Genomic DNA, 16,658 nt, shown 5'->3' with positions numbered 1-16,658 from the left:
TGCTTAGAAATATTAGATGCTGGGTATAGCTAAGAAAAGGAGGCGTTTAGATGAAAGGACAAACATATATTATTATAGCAGTAATCTTTGCTGTTATTATTGCGGTTTTTGCAGTTATTAATATAGAACCTGTAGAAGTAAATTACCTTTTCGGTTCTGGAAATGCTCCACTAGTTTTAGTTATCTTATTTTCTGTATTGATGGGAGCAAGTATTACTGCTGCAGTCGGGGTGGTGCGAATGATCCGACTACAAAGAGAAATACGCCAATTAAAACGGGAACAGGAAGCATTAGTTTCTGGGCAACCAGTCGATACGGAAAAAGTTCATACAGATTATGAAGAAAATGAAGAAAATAGCGGAAAAATCTAGCATATTTAATGTTTTGGAATGTTTTGTAATAAATTATCTGTTTGCTACCCCTGGTACACTTTTGTATAATAAGTGAGTCAGGGGTGAATTTATGTTAGCAAGCCAATCAAAATGGATTTTTACATATAATGACAACCAGAATACAGAGAAACAGCCCTGGTCTCTAGAAGTTGAACCTATTGTTAAGCAGATGCTGTATCAGCGAGGTGTTACAACGGATGAGGAGGCAGAGTTGTTCTTAAACCCTACTTTAGCAGCACTTCATCACTCTAACTTATTAGATTCCATCGATAAAGCTGTGGAGCGCGTGAAGACAGCGATCGAGAAGGGAGAAAGTATTCTAGTATATGGTGACTATGATGCGGATGGTGTAACATCAACTGCTGTTATGGTGGAAGCATTGAGACAATCAGGCGCCATGTGTGACTACTATATCCCAAACCGTTTTACGGAAGGTTATGGCCCAAATGAAGAGGCGTTTAGGGAAGCACATCGTCAAGGTTTTCAATTGATAATAACTGTCGATAATGGCATAGCAGCTGTAAAAGAAGTTGATATTGCAAATGAATTAGGATTAGATGTGATTATAACCGATCACCATGAACTACAAGAAACATTACCGAATGCTTATGCAATTATTCATCCAAAATGTTCACCTGACTATCCATTTAAGGAATTAGCCGGTGTTGGAGTCGCATTTAAGTTCGCTACTCATCTTTTAGGCGATGTGCCGAAAGAATTACTAGATCTTGTTTCGATTGGCACAGTTGCCGATTTAGTACCGTTAAAAGACGAGAATAGAATATTGGTGCATTATGGATTAAAACAATTGAAATCAACTAAACGGCCCGGCTTAGTAGCGTTGAAAAATGCATCCAAGCTACAAGATGATGTCACAGAAGAGGATATTGGTTTTCGAATAGCACCACGATTAAATGCTGTTGGTCGCTTGCAGGACGCAAATGTAGCTGTAGATTTGTTATTAACAGATAATCCAGAAGAAGCGGAAGAATTAGCAGGCTATGTCCAGGAATTAAACACCGAACGTCAGCAAATCGTTACTCAAATTACAAAAGAAGCAAAAGAAATGATAGAAACGGATTCAAAGCATAAAGATTCTTCCGTTATAATTATTGCGAAAGAAGGCTGGAATCAAGGAGTTCTAGGAATTGTTGCTTCACGGTTAGTTGAGACGTTTAGAAAACCAGCAATTGTACTGAGTATTTTACCAGATAGCAATCAAGCAAAAGGATCCGCTAGAAGTATAGAAGCATTTGATCTATTTGAAAATTGTATGAAGGTGAAAGACTTATTTGACCAATTTGGTGGACATGCAATGGCAGCAGGAATGACGATAAGCCTAGAGAATATAGATAGATTACGTGAGGAATTAAGCGCACTTGCCGACGAGCTTGTCTCAGAAGAGGATGCAAAGCCGGTAATCTCTATTGATCAAACGGTCGAAGTGAAAGACATCACGTTAGATATGTTAAAGCAATTAGAAAAGTTTGCTCCTTATGGCATGGGAAATCCTAAGCCAATCTTTCATTTAGTAGCTATACCTTCTGACATGAGACAAATTGGCGCGTCAAAAAATCATTTAAAGTTTAAACTAAATGACCAAGATGCTGAAATAGACGGAATAGGTTTTGGCTTTGGACATTTAACAGATAGCATAGCACCTTTTACGGAAGTGGAAGTTGTCGGCGAACTAACTATTAATGAGTGGAATGGAATTAAAAAGCCGCAGTTATCCTTGAAGGATGTGTCCGTTTCCGACTGGCAGCTATTTGATTACCGTCGAATGAAAAACTGGTATACAAAAATATCTAATGAAGAGGATAGCTATTTTGTTGCTTTTCGAGAAGATACGAACATAGAGCAAATACCTGTTATCTCGAGTCCTAGTCAGTTATATGAACTAGATGCACCAGTGAAAAACTTGTATTTATTGGATTATCCTAAACGTTTATTGGAGCTTCAAAACTTTTTAAAGAAAGTAACCTTTCAGAAATTAACAGTTTGTTTTCAAGCAACTGACGATGCATTTTTCCACAGTATCCCAACGAAAGAAGAATTCAAGTGGTTATACCAATTGATTCGAAAAAGAAACTATTTTGATTATAAAATAGATGCACCAAAATTAGCGAAATACAAGGGTTGGAGATTGGATAAGATTAAATTTATGTTTCAAGTCTTTTATGAGCTTGGTTTTGTTACAAAGCAGGATCATGTTATCGTACCTACCCCGAATCCATCCAAAAAAGATTTAGAAACGTCTACTCTCTATCAAGAGAAGTTAAAAGCAATGGATGTAGAGGAATTATTACTATATTCTAGTTATGTAGATTTAAAAAAATGGTTAAACGAACAAATTGAGAGTGAATTGCCCAAGGAGGAAATGGCATATGGATTATAAAAAATATATTACGATTGTAAATGATTGGCCAAAAGAAGGGGTACAATTTAAAGATATTACTACATTAATGGATAATGGCCCTGCATTTAAATCAGCAATCGATGAAATCGTGGAATACGCAAAAAATAAAGAAATAGATATCGTCGTTGGACCAGAAGCTCGTGGTTTTATTGTAGGGTGCCCTGTGTCCTATGCGCTTGGTGTTGGATTTGCTCCTGTAAGGAAAGAAGGAAAGTTACCACGTGAAGTAATAAAAGTAAACTACGGACTAGAATATGGGGAAAACGTTCTAACGCTTCATAAAGATGCGATTAAAAAAGGACAAAGAGTTCTTATTACAGATGATTTACTAGCAACTGGTGGAACAATTGATGCAACAATAAAATTAGTTGAACAACTAGGTGGTATTGTTGTTGGATGTGCTTTCCTTGTGGAATTAACTTACCTTGATGGTCGAGATAAGTTAGAAGGATACGACGTAATAACATTGATGGAATATTAAGAGTGCTCTCTTGATGTGCACCCCTTAAGTTAGACCAAAATCTAGCTTAAGGGGTTCAGCACATTTCTGAGTACTCTTTTTTTTACTTTGATATTCCTAGATGAGCGGATACATTATTAATTTAGAATTCACTATGTATTGTTAGTTGTTTTGCCCTTTTTTGCCGAAATAGATAGATTTTAAGGAAAAATTGCTTATTTTCTGATATGATAGGTAAAAACATCGTTTCGAATGACAGTTGATAAAAAAAGGTGATTAATAAATGGCAAAAGATATCGTTTTAGAGCCAAATGATATATTCGAAAAAGCAGCAGAATACTTAAATGATGAAGATATTAAGTTTATTAAATATGCTTATGACTTCGCAAAAGAATCGCACAAGGAACAGTTCCGTAAATCAGGTGAACCTTATATTGTTCATCCTGTGCAAGTTGCAGGCATACTAGTCAATCTAAGACTTGACCCTGAAACTATTGCTGGAGGATTTCTTCATGATGTTGTTGAAGATACGGATGTTACGCTTGAAGATCTTTCTACTAACTTTAGCGAAGAAGTAGCAATGCTTGTCGATGGTGTCACAAAGCTCGGTAAAATTAAATATATGTCCAAAGAAGCTCAACAGGCAGAAAATCATCGTAAAATGTTTATTGCGATGTCAAAAGATATCCGTGTCATTTTAATTAAACTTGCTGATCGTTTACACAATATGAGAACGCTCAAGCATCTACCACCGGAGAAACAAAGAAGAATATCCAATGAAACATTAGAAATCTTTGCTCCGTTAGCACATCGTTTAGGTATATCCGCAATTAAATGGGAGCTGGAAGACACAGCATTACGTTATTTAAATCCTCAACAGTATTATCGAATTGTACATTTGATGAAACAAAAACGTGAAGAACGAGAAATGTACATCGAAGAGGTTATGGAACAAGTGCAAAAGCAGTTAAATGACGTAGGAATTGAAGCTGATTTATCAGGACGACCGAAGCATCTTTATAGTATCTATCGAAAAATGATGCTACAAAAGAAGCAATTTAATGAAATTTATGATTTGCTAGCTGTCCGTATTTTAGTGAAAAGTATTAAAGATTGCTATGCTGTGTTAGGCATCATCCATACTTGCTGGAAACCTATGCCTGGTCGCTTTAAAGATTATATAGCAATGCCTAAACCAAACTTGTACCAGTCACTTCATACGACGGTAATTGGACCAAAAGGTTCTCCACTTGAAGTTCAGATACGAACACGAGAAATGCATGAAATTGCAGAATACGGGATAGCAGCACATTGGGCTTATAAAGAGGGAAAAAGAATCAAACAAAGTAACGAAGACCGCCTTGCATGGTTCCGTGAAATTCTCGAATGGCAGAATGACGCTGATGATGCAGAAGAATTTATGGAATCATTGAAGGTCGACCTTTTCTCTGATATGGTGTATGTCTTCACGCCGAAAGGGGATGTCATTGAGTTACCTCGTGGTTCTGTACCGATTGACTTCGCTTATAAAATCCATACTGAAATTGGTAACCATACAATTGGTGCGAAGATTAATGGTAAAATGGAGCCACTCGATTACCGACTAAGGAATGGAGACATTGTAGAAGTAATGACTTCTAAGCATTCCTATGGCCCATCGCAAGATTGGCTGAAACTATCCCCAACTTCTCAAGCGAAGAATAAAATAAAGCAATTCTTCAAAAAACAGCGTCGTGATGAGAATGTGACAAAAGGGAAAGAATTAGTAGAGCTTGAGCTTAAAGCAAATGGCTATCAACCAAAGGATATATTGACGGAAGCAAATATTCAAATCGCAATGGATAAATTTAATTTTAGTACGGACGAGGATTTGTTTGCTGCTGTCGGTTATCATGGTCTTACTGCTGCTCAAGTAGTCACTCGTTTAACGGAAAAAATCCGTGAAGAACATGAGCAAAGTAAGCAAATGGAAGAAAAAATGGAAGAACTTAATGCCTCTGGTCGAACAGCTAAGCCTTCTAAAGCAGACTCAGGTTTAAAAGTTGAAGGTATTGATAACGTCATGGTTCGATTATCTAAATGCTGTAATCCTGTCCCAGGTGATCAAATCATTGGCTATATAACAAAGGGTAGAGGAGTTTCAGTCCATCGTACGGATTGTCCAAACGTGCTTACGGAAGAAGCAGAGAATCGATTAATTCATGTGGAGTGGGAAGGCAATAACTCAAACAAGGCGTATCATGTTGACTTAGAAATCTCAGGCTATGACCGACGTGGCTTATTAAATGACATTTTACAAGTAATTAATGAGTCAAAAACGAATATTGTTGCAGTTAATGGACGCACAGATCGAAACAAAATTGCTACGATTCATGTAACCATTTTGATTCATAATGTCAATCATCTCCGTAGAGTTGTGGAGCGTCTGAAGCAAATTCAAGATGTCTATACGGTAGAGAGGACTTTGCATTAGAAAGGAAAGCAATAAATATGAGAGTAGTGTTGCAACGAACGACAGCTGCGGAAGTGACCGTGTCAGGGAATGCAGTAGGAAAAATTAAACATGGCTTTGTCGCTCTAGTTGGGGTGACGCATGATGATACAGAAGAAGATATAAATTATCTAGTTAATAAGACGGTAAACTTACGTGTTTTTGAAGATGAAAATAATAAAATGAATCTATCTTTGAAGGATGTTGGTGGAAGCATTCTTTCCGTTTCTCAATTTACCCTTTACGGGGATTGCAAGAAAGGGAGAAGACCTAATTTTATGCAGGCGGCTAAACCTGATTTTGCCGAGGAAATGTATGAAAAGTGGAATGAGAAACTACGTCTAGAAGGTATACATGTAGAAACAGGCCAATTTGGTGCGATGATGGATGTTTCACTAACAAACGCTGGACCTGTTACCATTTTATTAGATTCAACAGATAAATAAAAGCAAAAATAGGCTCATCTAGCTTGCAGTGTTATCAAGCAGAGAGCCTATTTTTAATGGCTAATAGATATAGAATTTACAAATAATATTGACGTCACACCAACGTCAAGCCTTACTTAAGCATGTCGGGTGTGAACAAGGCTCTAGAGCTTTTTCTTTTATTTGTCTAGCTCTATCGCCTACCCCCTCGAGGTCTTAAGTAATGCTATTCTGTGGCAAAGAACGCCACGTCAAGCCTTACTTAAGCTTGTCGGGGGTGAAAAAGGCGCTAGAGCTTTTTTTATTAATGAGCGAAATAGCGATAGAGGCCCTGAACAATTCCTCGACTAGCTGCATCTAAAAAAGCATGGGTTCCAACTTCACGCTCTTCTTCCTCATTTGAGATAAATCCTAATTCAAGAAGTAATCCTGGGCGATGATTGATTCTTAATACTTGTAGGCTCTCTTGATGAATTCCTCTATCTCTAAAACCCGTATAACCTATAAGACCTTCTTGTACATAGCTTGCTAATAATTGATCACGTTCGTTGTAATAATAGGTGCCAATTCCTCTCGCTGAAGGGTGTTCAGGTGTGCTGTTATAGTGAATGCTCATAAAAACATCCGCATTTTGCATATTTGATAAACTACTCCTGCTTGTAAGGGGAACATAACGATCAGTATCTCGAGTTAATACAACCGTTGCTCCGTGTTCTTCCAGCATCCTTTTTAATACATTAGCCGTTTTTAAAGTATAATCGCTTTCTACATTAGTGGATACACCAATTGCTCCTACATCTCTCCCTCCATGTCCTGGATCAAGTACAATTACTTTACCGGTGAGAGAATAGGGATATTCGCTATCTTTTTGTTTACTATATGTATTTTCGGAAACGTTTGTTTTCTCCTCATTTGTAGCTTCCTCCTGCGTCGCTCTATCTATACTTGGTTCGTCTGTGCTACTTTCTGATACTTCGATAAAATCATTATGAACCCAGCCTTCTCCATCATTTAAATCAATTTTTATCCATTCCTCTGATTGTTCCAAAATAGTATACGTTTCATCGGTATTCACTTGATGAATTACATCATATTCTGTACCAGGACCTGAACGGACATTTAGGTTATCTCCTATAATAGTAGCTTCTTCTGCATAAATTACAGCGGTGATGAGAAACATAAGTGCTAAAGTGGTGATGATAATTTTACGACGCATTGTTAATCCTCCGTTCTTATAGCTACTGTTATGATAGCGAATTCGTTCTTTTTTTAAAAGCATTTTGGTATAAAATCACTTATTTTCTTATTCTTTTCTTAGGAAGGAGAGCGACTCATTTGCGGTTAACTAAAAAGCAAACCAGTTTAATACAAAGTGAGATAAGAGCGGGTTACCAACAAAAAGTAGAAGGGCAAACCTTTGAATCGGTAACAAAACCTTTTGGAGTTCACCTTCATTCCACGCAAAGAAATACAAGTCGGACCAAACATGCTTGACAAGACAAGTTTCGATATTTATTATAAATAAGTATACTCCAATTTAAAATAATCGAATACCTATGATAGAAAAAGTAACCAACATTACAGGTGCAGAGAGAGAATTCCATTTGGCTGAAAGAATTCTTACTATCGTAACTTGGTGAAAGACATTCTTGAGGTTTTATACTGAATCAAGTAAGTATAAACGTATGCAGGCGTTAACTGTTTTCGAGTGAGAGCAATGGAATGTTGCTCTAATAAGGGTGGCACCACGGGTAACTCTCGTCCCTATTGATATAGGGAGGGGAGTTTTTTGTGTTTTACACAACCAGACATAGTGTAGGATCATTCATAATTACTTCTTGCCAGCCTAATATGAGCAAGGGACAAATCTGAAAATCCAAACAATATAACATTCGACTTTTGTCTTACTGAGGTTCTTTTGTCCCGATCTCAATCTATCCTTTATCTAAAAGGAGAGCACGTACATATCTAAACTAGAAATAAAAAGGAGGAACTCTAATATGAAAGCACCTCGAGGAACACAAGATATCATACCTGGTGTATCAGAAAAATGGCAGTTTGTCGAGAAACAACTTATCGACATAAGTCGACGGTATAATTATAAAGAAATTCGTACGCCTATATTTGAACATACAGAGCTTTTCCAACGTGGAGTTGGTGAAACGACGGATATCGTTCAAAAAGAAATGTATACATTCAAGGATAAAGGAGATCGTAGCATTACGCTGAGACCGGAAGGAACAGCTTCCGTCGTTCGATCATTTGTCGAGCATAAGATGTTTGGGTCACCGAATCAGCCTGTGAAACTATTTTATACAGGACCAATGTTCCGGTATGAACGTCCTCAACAAGGTCGAATGCGTCAATTCGTCCAGTTTGGAGTAGAGGCTTTAGGAAGCGCGGATCCCGCCATCGATGCAGAAGTAATATCTCTAGCTATGAATCTTTACCGGGAATTAGGTTTGCAATCATTAAAGCTAATCATTAACAGCTTAGGGGATAAGGAAAGTAGAAACAATCATCGAGAAGCATTAATTGCACATTTTCAACCTGTTAAGGGTGAGTTATGCGAGGATTGTCAAACACGATTAGAACAGAATCCACTACGAGTGTTAGATTGTAAACAAGATCGTGAACATGAAGCCATGAAAACTGCACCATCTATATTAGATTTTCTAAGTGACGACTCATCAGCTTACTTTACAAAAGTAAAGGCCTACTTAGATGAGATGAATATCCCTTACGAGGTAGACCCAAACCTTGTGCGTGGTCTAGATTATTATAATCATACAGCTTTTGAGATTATGAGTGATGCAGAAGGTTTTGGTGCGATTACAACCCTGTCTGGTGGTGGACGCTATAATGGATTAGTACAAGATTTAGGCGGACCTGAAACACCAGGAATTGGTTTTGCTTTAAGTATCGAGAGATTATTAATGGCTTTAGAGGCTGAAGGAATTGACCTTCCAATCGACGAGAGTCTAGATTGCTTTGTTGTCGCGTTAGGTGATGAAGCGAGCATTAAAGCGGCTGGCATAGTAAATACATTGAGAAATGCAGGAATCCAGGCTGAGAAGGATTACCAGGAACGTAAGATGAAGGCTCAATTTAAAGCAGCAAATCGCTTGAATGCAAAATTCGTCCTTGTCTTAGGTGTAGAAGAACTACAAGAAGGATATGCTACTGTAAAAAACATGGAAACAGGTGAGCAAGAAAACATTGTGTTTGATGAAATACCTGTTTATTTAGAGCAAAATCTATAGGAGGAAGAATATTGAAAACACGTACACTATCAGGACAATTAGATAAAAGCCAAGTTGGACAGAAAGTAAGCTTAAAAGGCTGGGTACAAAGAAGAAGAGATTTAGGTGAAATTATCTTTATTGATTTACGTGACCGTTCTGGAATCGTACAAGTAGTATTTAATGGTGAAGAGGCTCAAAACGCCCATGCGATTGCGGATCAAGTTCGTAGTGAATACGTAATTGAGGTTCATGGTGAGGTAGTAGAGCGTGATCCAGAAACATATAACCCAAAGATTAAAACAGGAGAAATTGAAGTTAAAGCAGAGAATATTGTCGTACTGAACACATCTAACACACCACCATTTTCACTTACAGATGAAAAAGATGTGTCAGAAGATGTTCGTTTGAAATATCGTTATCTTGATTTACGTCGGGAATCTATGCAAGAAACATTCAAATTACGTCATCAAGCAACGCAAGTAATTCGCCAATTCCTTAACGAAGAAGCTTTTCTTGAGATGGAGACACCGATGTTAACAAAGAGTACACCAGAAGGAGCTCGTGATTACCTAGTACCAAGTCGTGTACACGAAGGATACTTTTATGCACTACCTCAATCGCCACAACTATTTAAACAATTATTAATGGTTGCTGGATTCGAGAAGTATTATCAGTTTGCACGTTGCTTCCGTGACGAGGATCTTCGCGCAGATCGCCAGCCAGAATTTACCCAAATAGATATTGAGACTTCTTTTATGTCTATGGAAGAAATAATGGCGATGACGGAACGAATGATGAAAAAGGTGATGAAGGAAGTAAAAGGGATTGACATCGAAACACCATTTATCCGAATCCCATACCAAGAAGCAATGGACCGTTTTGGATCAGATAAACCAGATACGCGTTTTGCGATGGAGTTAGTAAACTTAACAGAAACAGTAAAAGACTCTAGCTTTAAAGTTTTTAGACAAGCTGTTGAAAATGGCGGTAAAGTAAGTGCTATTAACTTAAAAGGTGAAGCAGAAAACTATTCGCGTAAGGATTTAGATCACCTAACTGAATTTGCGAAAATTTATGGTGCGAAAGGTTTAGCGTGGTTAAAAGCAGAAGCAGGATCATTAGCTGGTCCAATTGCTAAATTCTTTGAAAATGAAGAATTGCAAACATTCCGAGAAAAATTAGATGTGAATGATGGAGATATCATTTTCTTTGTAGCTGATAAAGAACAAGTAGTTTATGACACTCTGGGGGCTGTCAGAATAAAACTAGCAACGGATCATAATTTAATTGATGAAACGAAATTCAATTTCTTATGGGTAACAGATTGGCCACTTCTCGAATACGATGAGGACGCTAAGCGTTATACAGCAGCACACCATCCATTCACTATGCCATTTGAAGAGGATATTGACCTATTAGAAACAGATCCTGGAAAAGTTCGAGCACAAGCTTACGACCTTGTTTTAAATGGATATGAGCTTGGTGGTGGATCATTACGTATTTATAAGAGAGAGATGCAAAATCGGATGTTTGAAAGCTTAGGCTTTACTAAAGAACAGGCTGAAGAACAGTTTGGGTTCCTACTAAATGCATTAGAATACGGTGCACCACCACATGGAGGTATTGCAGTTGGTTACGATAGATTAATCATGCTATTATCTGGAAGAACTAACTTAAGAGACACGATTCTTTTCCCGAAAACAGCATCAGCATCAGATATTATGACCGAAGCACCAAATGCAGTGGATGATAAACAATTAAATGAATTACATTTAAAATTAAAGTAACATTGTAATAAAAATGTAAACAATTTCTATTTAGATTTTGTTGAAATGCTATTTTTGCTGTGCTATGATGAGTATACAAATTAAAGATTCCTGATGTGTTAGTCACCATATGAAGTTTTGACCGAACACCAATTAATACGGGAGTCCTTGTTCATTCTATGGAGTGCGTGCCGGTTTTGTCCGGAAGCATGAAGTAGGAGGCGGGACACCCACCTGCCTAGAGCGGGATCAAAACCTCAGTAAAACGTGACGGCACGATTGGGATAAGAAAAAACGCATCGATACTAGATATCGATGCGTTTTCTCTCTATTAAATATACAAGTTACTATTTTGCAACTTGCTCTAAATTACCGTTCTTATCCATACGGAATTTTGGTAATCTGCGTGATTCCTCTTCATCAAATACGACCATTTTTCTAGCACGATCAACTATTTTCATAAACATTTGATAATCTTCTTTCATGTTATGAAGTTCACTTTCTAATTCTTTCACTTTTTTCTGCTCTCTATCTAGCTGTTCGGTTAGTAGTTGATTATCTTGTGATAGTTTTGCTATTTCAGCAAATGATTGCTGGGAAGATTGTTCATTTTGTTGTAGCTGTTGCAAATAATGGATGACTTCGTCTAGAGTAATACTTTTTTGATCCGATTTCTCTAGCATGGCAAAAACTTCTCTGTCGTAATTATCTTCCACCATCGTTTGTTGAAGAGCTGTTTGCCATAGGGAGGGCTCAGGTGATTCATTTGCCATCACTTTGCCTTGGTTCGCTAGGGCGCGCTTCCGCTCTTTTCTCTGTTTCTTAGCCAGTTCAATTGCTTGTTCATAATTTGCTCTAACTTCTGCATTCCAGCGAAAGCCACAGGCTGCTGAGGTGCGATTTAATTTATCTCCCACTTCATCGAATGCTTTTAACTGGGTACTTCCTTCCCGAATATGTCGTAAAACTGTTTCGGCTAATAATAGGTCATCTTCATGTGACCATGCGTCTTGGCGTACTTTTGCCATTTACATTCACTCCTTGTTTGGTAGCAATAGTTTGTCTATTAAATGATACATTCATAGATTTAGTTCAACTTATTTGCTATTTTGACCAAAACAAGGAAAAATTAAACATTAACCTTTAAGATTTTTATATATTTGTTTTAAATTCTTTTCAAATTTACCAGTCTCTTTAGGATGGAAATACTGTTTGTGTTTTAATTTATCTGGTAAATATTGTTGCTTTACCCAACCACTTTCATAGCTATGAGGATATTTGTATTCAACTCCTCTACCAAGTTTTGCTGCTCCTTTGTAATGCGCATCCTTCAAGTGGGCTGGAATATCCCCTGGATTACCTTTTCGAATATCCGAAATAGCGGCATCAAGTGCTTGATAGGCACTATTTGATTTTGGTGACAAGCACAGTTCGATGATAGCTACGGATAACGGAATGCGCGCTTCTGGAAACCCAACACGTTCTGCAGATTCTATGGCAGCAAGTGTACGAGGTCCAGCATGTGGATTAGCTAGTCCTATATCTTCATAAGCACAAACTAGCATTCTTCTTGCGATACTGTCTAGATCACCAGCTTCAATTAATCTAGCTAAATAGTGAAGTGCAGCATCTGTATCAGAGCCTCTTATAGACTTTTGGAAGGCAGATAGAACATCATAATGACCATCGCCATCTTTATCATATGTAAGACTCTTTTTTTGCATACTTGCTTCTGCACTTTGTAAATTGATTACAATTTCTCCGTTGTTATCTTTAGGTGTAGAATACGCTGCCAGCTCTAATCCGTTTAAGGCGGACCGGATATCTCCATTTGCAGATAAAGCAAAGTGTTCTAGCGCTTCATCCTCGATTACTAAAGAAAGCTTGCCTAATCCATTTTTATCGTCATGGATTGCCCGCTCCAACGCCTCGATAATTTCTTCTTTCTCTACTGGATGCAATTCAAATATATGGCATCTACTACGGATAGCAGGGTTAATGGCATGGTATGGATTACTCGTTGTACAACCGATAAGCGTAATTAAATTCGATTCAAGATGAGGTAATAAAAAGTCTTGTTTTGCTTTATCCAAACGATGTACCTCATCAAGTATTACAATAAGCTGGCCAGACATTTTAGCTTCCTCCACTGCAATCTCCATATCTTTCTTTTTATCGATTGCAGCATTTAATAGCTTATATCGTAATCCAAGGCTATTCGCTATACCTATCGCCATGGATGTTTTTCCCGTACCAGGGGGACCATATAACACCATCGAATATAGTCGTTCCGCCTCGACCATCCGACGAATCATTTGGCCTTTACCTACTAAATGCTCTTGACCAATTACGTCATCAATATGTTGAGGACGCATACGGAAAGCTAATGGTTGATTCACTATATCATCACCCTTTCTCCAATCAAACAATCGGCTTGACAAGTACCTGTCCGTTCATTAATATAGGCAGGTATGTAAAGAAAACACTTGATGTTTCCTATTCTTTCATAAGTATAACATTATGATATAATAGCTACTAACAAGATAGCTTTATTCCACTTACCAATCTTCCAATTGGTAAAAGATAAAGAGGATAACTTAGTCTGGAATGGAAAAAATGAGGTGTAATGATGAAAATTTCAACTAAAGGACGTTACGGACTTACAATTATGATTGAATTAGCTAAAAATCAAGGTAATGGTCCACTTTCGTTGAAAACAATTGCTAACGATAATAATCTATCTGAGCATTATTTAGAACAATTAGTGGCACCACTTAGAAATGCCGGTTTAGTTCAGAGTGTTCGGGGTGCGTACGGTGGATATAAATTAGCTAAAGAGCCAACTGAAATTACAGCAGGTGATGTAATTCGAATTTTAGAAGGTCCCATAACACCGGTTGAAGGAATCGAAAATGAAGAACCTGCAAAACAGGAGCTTTGGATCCGAATAAGAGATGCAGTGAAAGATGTTCTTGATACGACCACCTTACAAGATTTATCTAATTACGGGAAACAAACACCTGATCCATATATGTTTTATATTTAAATAGAATAAAGGATGAAATAAATTGAATGCTATCTATTTAGACCATGCGGCAACGACTCCCATTCATCCAGCAGTAGTGGAACGAATGACCGAAATACTCACATCCCATTATGGAAACCCTTCTAGCATCCATTCGTATGGCAGGAAGGCACGTCAACTTCTTGACCAGTCAAGAAGGGTATGTGCCGATTCAATTGGTGCAAATGAGAAGGAAATTATCTTTACGAGTGGTGGGACGGAAGCAGACAATCTTGCTATTTTAGGCACGGCATTTGCAAATAAGGAAAAAGGTAGACACATCATAACAACAAAGATAGAACATCATGCAACATTGCATACAGCACAATACTTGGAACGAAATGGTTACGAGGTTACCTATTTAGATGTTACAGAGAATGGCACGATCGACCTTGAAGAGTTAAAACGTAATCTATCAGATCAAACAATTTTGGTATCGATTATGATGGTAAATAACGAGACAGGAGTTATTCAACCAATGAAACAGATTGGGGAAATTCTTAGCAACCATGGCGCTTATTTTCATACGGATGCAGTACAAGGTTATGGCCTTCTAGAAATTGACGTGAATGAGTTGCAGGTTGATTTACTGTCTGTCTCTTCCCATAAAATTAACGGTCCTAAAGGTTTAGGATTTTTATATGCACGAGAAGATGTAGCAATACAGAGCCTCCAATTCGGGGGAGAGCAAGAAAGAAAACGACGGGCTGGTACAGAAAATGTAGCAGGAATTGTAGGATTTGAAACAGCGATACAGTTAGCTGATTCCGAACGAGCGGAAAAAATTAATCTGTATCAAAAGTTCCGAGCAATTTTCATCGACACACTAAAGGAACATCATATCGACTTTACGGTAAACGGGGATAAAGCTGAACGAGTGCCTAATATTATTAATCTTAGCTTTCCGAATATGAATGTTGAAAAGTTACTCACTAACTTTGATTTAAGTGGTGTAGCTGCTTCAAGTGGAAGTGCTTGTACGGCTGGTTCCGTTGAGCCATCTCATGTTTTAACAGCGATGTATGAGGCCGATCATCCGTGTACAACAAACTCCATTCGCTTTAGTTTTGGACTAGCAAATAACGAAGAAAATGTAAAAGAAGCAGCTGAACGTGTCGCTGCTATTATACAACGATTATCTAAATAACAAGGTGGTGAACAAAATGAATGAAAATAATAATATAAGAGTTGTGGTCGGAATGAGTGGAGGAGTTGATTCATCTGTCACAGCACTTTTACTAAAAGAGCAAGGATACGATGTTGTAGGTATCTTTATGAAAAACTGGGATGATACAGATGAGAATGGCTTTTGTACCGCTACAGAGGATTACGATGATGTCGTTCGAGTTTGCAATCAATTAGACATTCCATACTATGCGGTTAATTTTGAAAAGCAGTATTGGGATAAAGTCTTCACATATTTCTTGGAAGAATACAAAGCTGGTCGAACCCCTAACCCTGACGTCATGTGTAATAAAGAGATTAAATTTAAGGCCTTTTTAGACCACGCATTATCGTTAGGAGCAGATTACGTAGCGACTGGTCATTATGCTCAACTTCGTCGAACAGATGGTCGTGTTGAATTATTACGAGGGATAGATAATAACAAGGATCAAACGTATTTCTTGAATCAACTATCTAGTGACGTTTTAGAAAAAGTAATGTTTCCATTAGGTCACTTAGATAAATCAGAAGTTCGTAAAATTGCTCATGAACATGGCCTAGCGACTGCAAGTAAAAAAGATAGTACAGGAATATGTTTTATTGGTGAAAGAAATTTCAAAGAATTCCTAAGCGAGTACTTGCCAGCACAACCAGGGAAAATGAAAACATTAACTGGTGAAGTAAAAGGTGAGCACGATGGTCTCATGTACTATACAATAGGTCAACGACAAGGATTAGGAATCGGTGGTCCAGGTGGTCCATGGTTTGTTATCGGTAAAAATTTAGAAGAAAATACGCTTTATGTTGGTGCCGATTATCATAACGATGCACTGTATTCAGATTCCCTAGTAGCTACGGAGCTTAATTGGATTAATGATACGCCATCAGAACCAATAACGTGTACGGCAAAATTCCGTTATCGTCAAAATGATAGTAGTGTCACGGTGTATCCACAAGAAGACGGCACAGTAAAAGTGGTGTTTGCTGAAGCACAAAGAGCTATTACGCCAGGACAAGCAGTCGTCTTTTATGATGGAGATGTTTGTCTAGGTGGAGGAACAATTGATACTGTTATCAAAAACAACAAACCATTAGACTACGTAGGTTAAACAAAGGCGCGAAGAGCTCAACAACTCTTCGGCCTTTTCTTTATAAGTAAAATAGTCCTAACTGAGATTGTTTCCGTTTTTTTATCTAATTTATGATAACGTAAAGATGGTAAAATAGTATAC

General features: G+C 37.7%; 13 protein-coding genes, 1 other RNA gene and 1 other annotated feature. Of the genes, 11 read left to right on the top strand and 3 right to left on the bottom strand.

Annotation, left to right across the window (positions count from 1 at the left end; all coding sequences use genetic code 11):
- Positions 1 to 50 precede the first annotated feature (50 nt).
- The 5 genes from GGQ92_RS03435 to dtd all read left to right on the top strand — a co-directional run bounded on the left by GGQ92_RS03435 (position 51) and on the right by dtd (position 6,208).
- On the top strand, positions 51 to 371 hold the full coding sequence (locus tag GGQ92_RS03435) for a LapA family protein (protein WP_184244558.1): 321 nt from the start codon (positions 51 to 53) through the stop codon (positions 369 to 371).
- Positions 372 to 462: 91 nt separating this feature from the next.
- Positions 463 to 2,790: a single-stranded-DNA-specific exonuclease RecJ gene (recJ, locus tag GGQ92_RS03430; protein WP_184244556.1), complete on the top strand. Its 2,328-nt coding sequence runs from the start codon at positions 463 to 465 to the stop codon at positions 2,788 to 2,790.
- Positions 2,780 to 3,292: an adenine phosphoribosyltransferase gene (locus tag GGQ92_RS03425; protein WP_184244554.1), complete on the top strand. Its 513-nt coding sequence runs from the start codon at positions 2,780 to 2,782 to the stop codon at positions 3,290 to 3,292. The genes recJ and GGQ92_RS03425 overlap by 11 nt, the downstream gene beginning before the upstream one ends.
- Positions 3,293 to 3,554: 262 nt before the next feature.
- Positions 3,555 to 5,744 carry a RelA/SpoT family protein gene (locus GGQ92_RS03420; protein WP_184244552.1) on the top strand — a complete coding sequence of 730 codons (2,190 nt, stop codon included), beginning with the start codon at positions 3,555 to 3,557 and terminating at the stop codon, positions 5,742 to 5,744.
- A gap of 17 nt (positions 5,745 to 5,761) precedes the next feature.
- On the top strand, positions 5,762 to 6,208 hold the full coding sequence (gene dtd, locus GGQ92_RS03415; protein WP_184244550.1) for a D-aminoacyl-tRNA deacylase: 447 nt from the start codon (positions 5,762 to 5,764) through the stop codon (positions 6,206 to 6,208).
- A 283-nt stretch (positions 6,209 to 6,491) separates the two neighbouring features.
- Here the strand turns inward: dtd and GGQ92_RS03410 are convergent, their stop codons facing one another.
- Positions 6,492 to 7,403: an N-acetylmuramoyl-L-alanine amidase gene (locus GGQ92_RS03410; RefSeq protein ID WP_184244548.1), complete on the bottom strand. Its 912-nt coding sequence runs from the start codon at positions 7,401 to 7,403 to the stop codon at positions 6,492 to 6,494.
- Between the two features lie 331 nt (positions 7,404 to 7,734).
- Positions 7,735 to 7,956, top strand: a binding site (T-box leader).
- 231 nt (positions 7,957 to 8,187) lie between these two features.
- On the opposite strand from GGQ92_RS03410, the gene hisS reads away from it, so the two are divergent.
- The 3 genes from hisS to ssrS all read left to right on the top strand — a co-directional run bounded on the left by hisS (position 8,188) and on the right by ssrS (position 11,488).
- A complete protein-coding gene (gene hisS / locus GGQ92_RS03405) occupies positions 8,188 to 9,450 on the top strand; it encodes a histidine--tRNA ligase (RefSeq protein ID WP_184244546.1) in 1,263 nt (420 codons plus the stop codon).
- An 11-nt stretch (positions 9,451 to 9,461) separates the two neighbouring features.
- A complete protein-coding gene (gene aspS, locus GGQ92_RS03400; protein WP_184244544.1) occupies positions 9,462 to 11,219 on the top strand; it encodes an aspartate--tRNA ligase in 1,758 nt (585 codons plus the stop codon).
- A gap of 84 nt (positions 11,220 to 11,303) precedes the next feature.
- Positions 11,304 to 11,488, top strand: a non-coding RNA gene (ssrS, locus tag GGQ92_RS03395) — 6S RNA.
- 57 nt (positions 11,489 to 11,545) lie between these two features.
- Here ssrS and GGQ92_RS03390 read toward each other — a convergent pair.
- Together GGQ92_RS03390 and GGQ92_RS03385 are read right to left on the bottom strand one after the other, a co-directional pair.
- Positions 11,546 to 12,226 carry an RsfA family transcriptional regulator gene (locus GGQ92_RS03390; protein WP_184244542.1) on the bottom strand — a complete coding sequence of 227 codons (681 nt, stop codon included), beginning with the start codon at positions 12,224 to 12,226 and terminating at the stop codon, positions 11,546 to 11,548.
- A gap of 108 nt (positions 12,227 to 12,334) precedes the next feature.
- On the bottom strand, positions 12,335 to 13,600 hold the full coding sequence (locus GGQ92_RS03385) for an AAA family ATPase (protein WP_184244812.1): 1,266 nt from the start codon (positions 13,598 to 13,600) through the stop codon (positions 12,335 to 12,337).
- A 227-nt stretch (positions 13,601 to 13,827) separates the two neighbouring features.
- Between GGQ92_RS03385 and cymR the strand changes: the two genes are divergently transcribed.
- From cymR to mnmA, 3 genes are read left to right on the top strand one after another with little or no spacing between them, the layout of a single operon-like run.
- A complete protein-coding gene (gene cymR, locus GGQ92_RS03380; RefSeq protein ID WP_184244540.1) occupies positions 13,828 to 14,244 on the top strand; it encodes a cysteine metabolism transcriptional regulator CymR in 417 nt (138 codons plus the stop codon).
- A gap of 22 nt (positions 14,245 to 14,266) precedes the next feature.
- Positions 14,267 to 15,409, top strand: coding sequence for a cysteine desulfurase family protein (locus GGQ92_RS03375; protein WP_184244538.1), 1,143 nt, complete (start codon positions 14,267 to 14,269; stop codon positions 15,407 to 15,409).
- Between the two features lie 16 nt (positions 15,410 to 15,425).
- A complete protein-coding gene (gene mnmA / locus GGQ92_RS03370; protein WP_221437205.1) occupies positions 15,426 to 16,535 on the top strand; it encodes a tRNA 2-thiouridine(34) synthase MnmA in 1,110 nt (369 codons plus the stop codon).
- The last annotated feature ends 123 nt before the right edge of the window (positions 16,536 to 16,658 follow it).

The sequence above is a fragment of the Gracilibacillus halotolerans genome (assembly GCF_014206945.1).
GTDB classification, from domain to species: Bacteria; Bacillota; Bacilli; order Bacillales; family Amphibacillaceae; genus Gracilibacillus; species Gracilibacillus halotolerans.
Note: the sequence above shows the minus strand (reverse complement) of the source record. Positions and strands in the feature narration are given on the sequence as shown.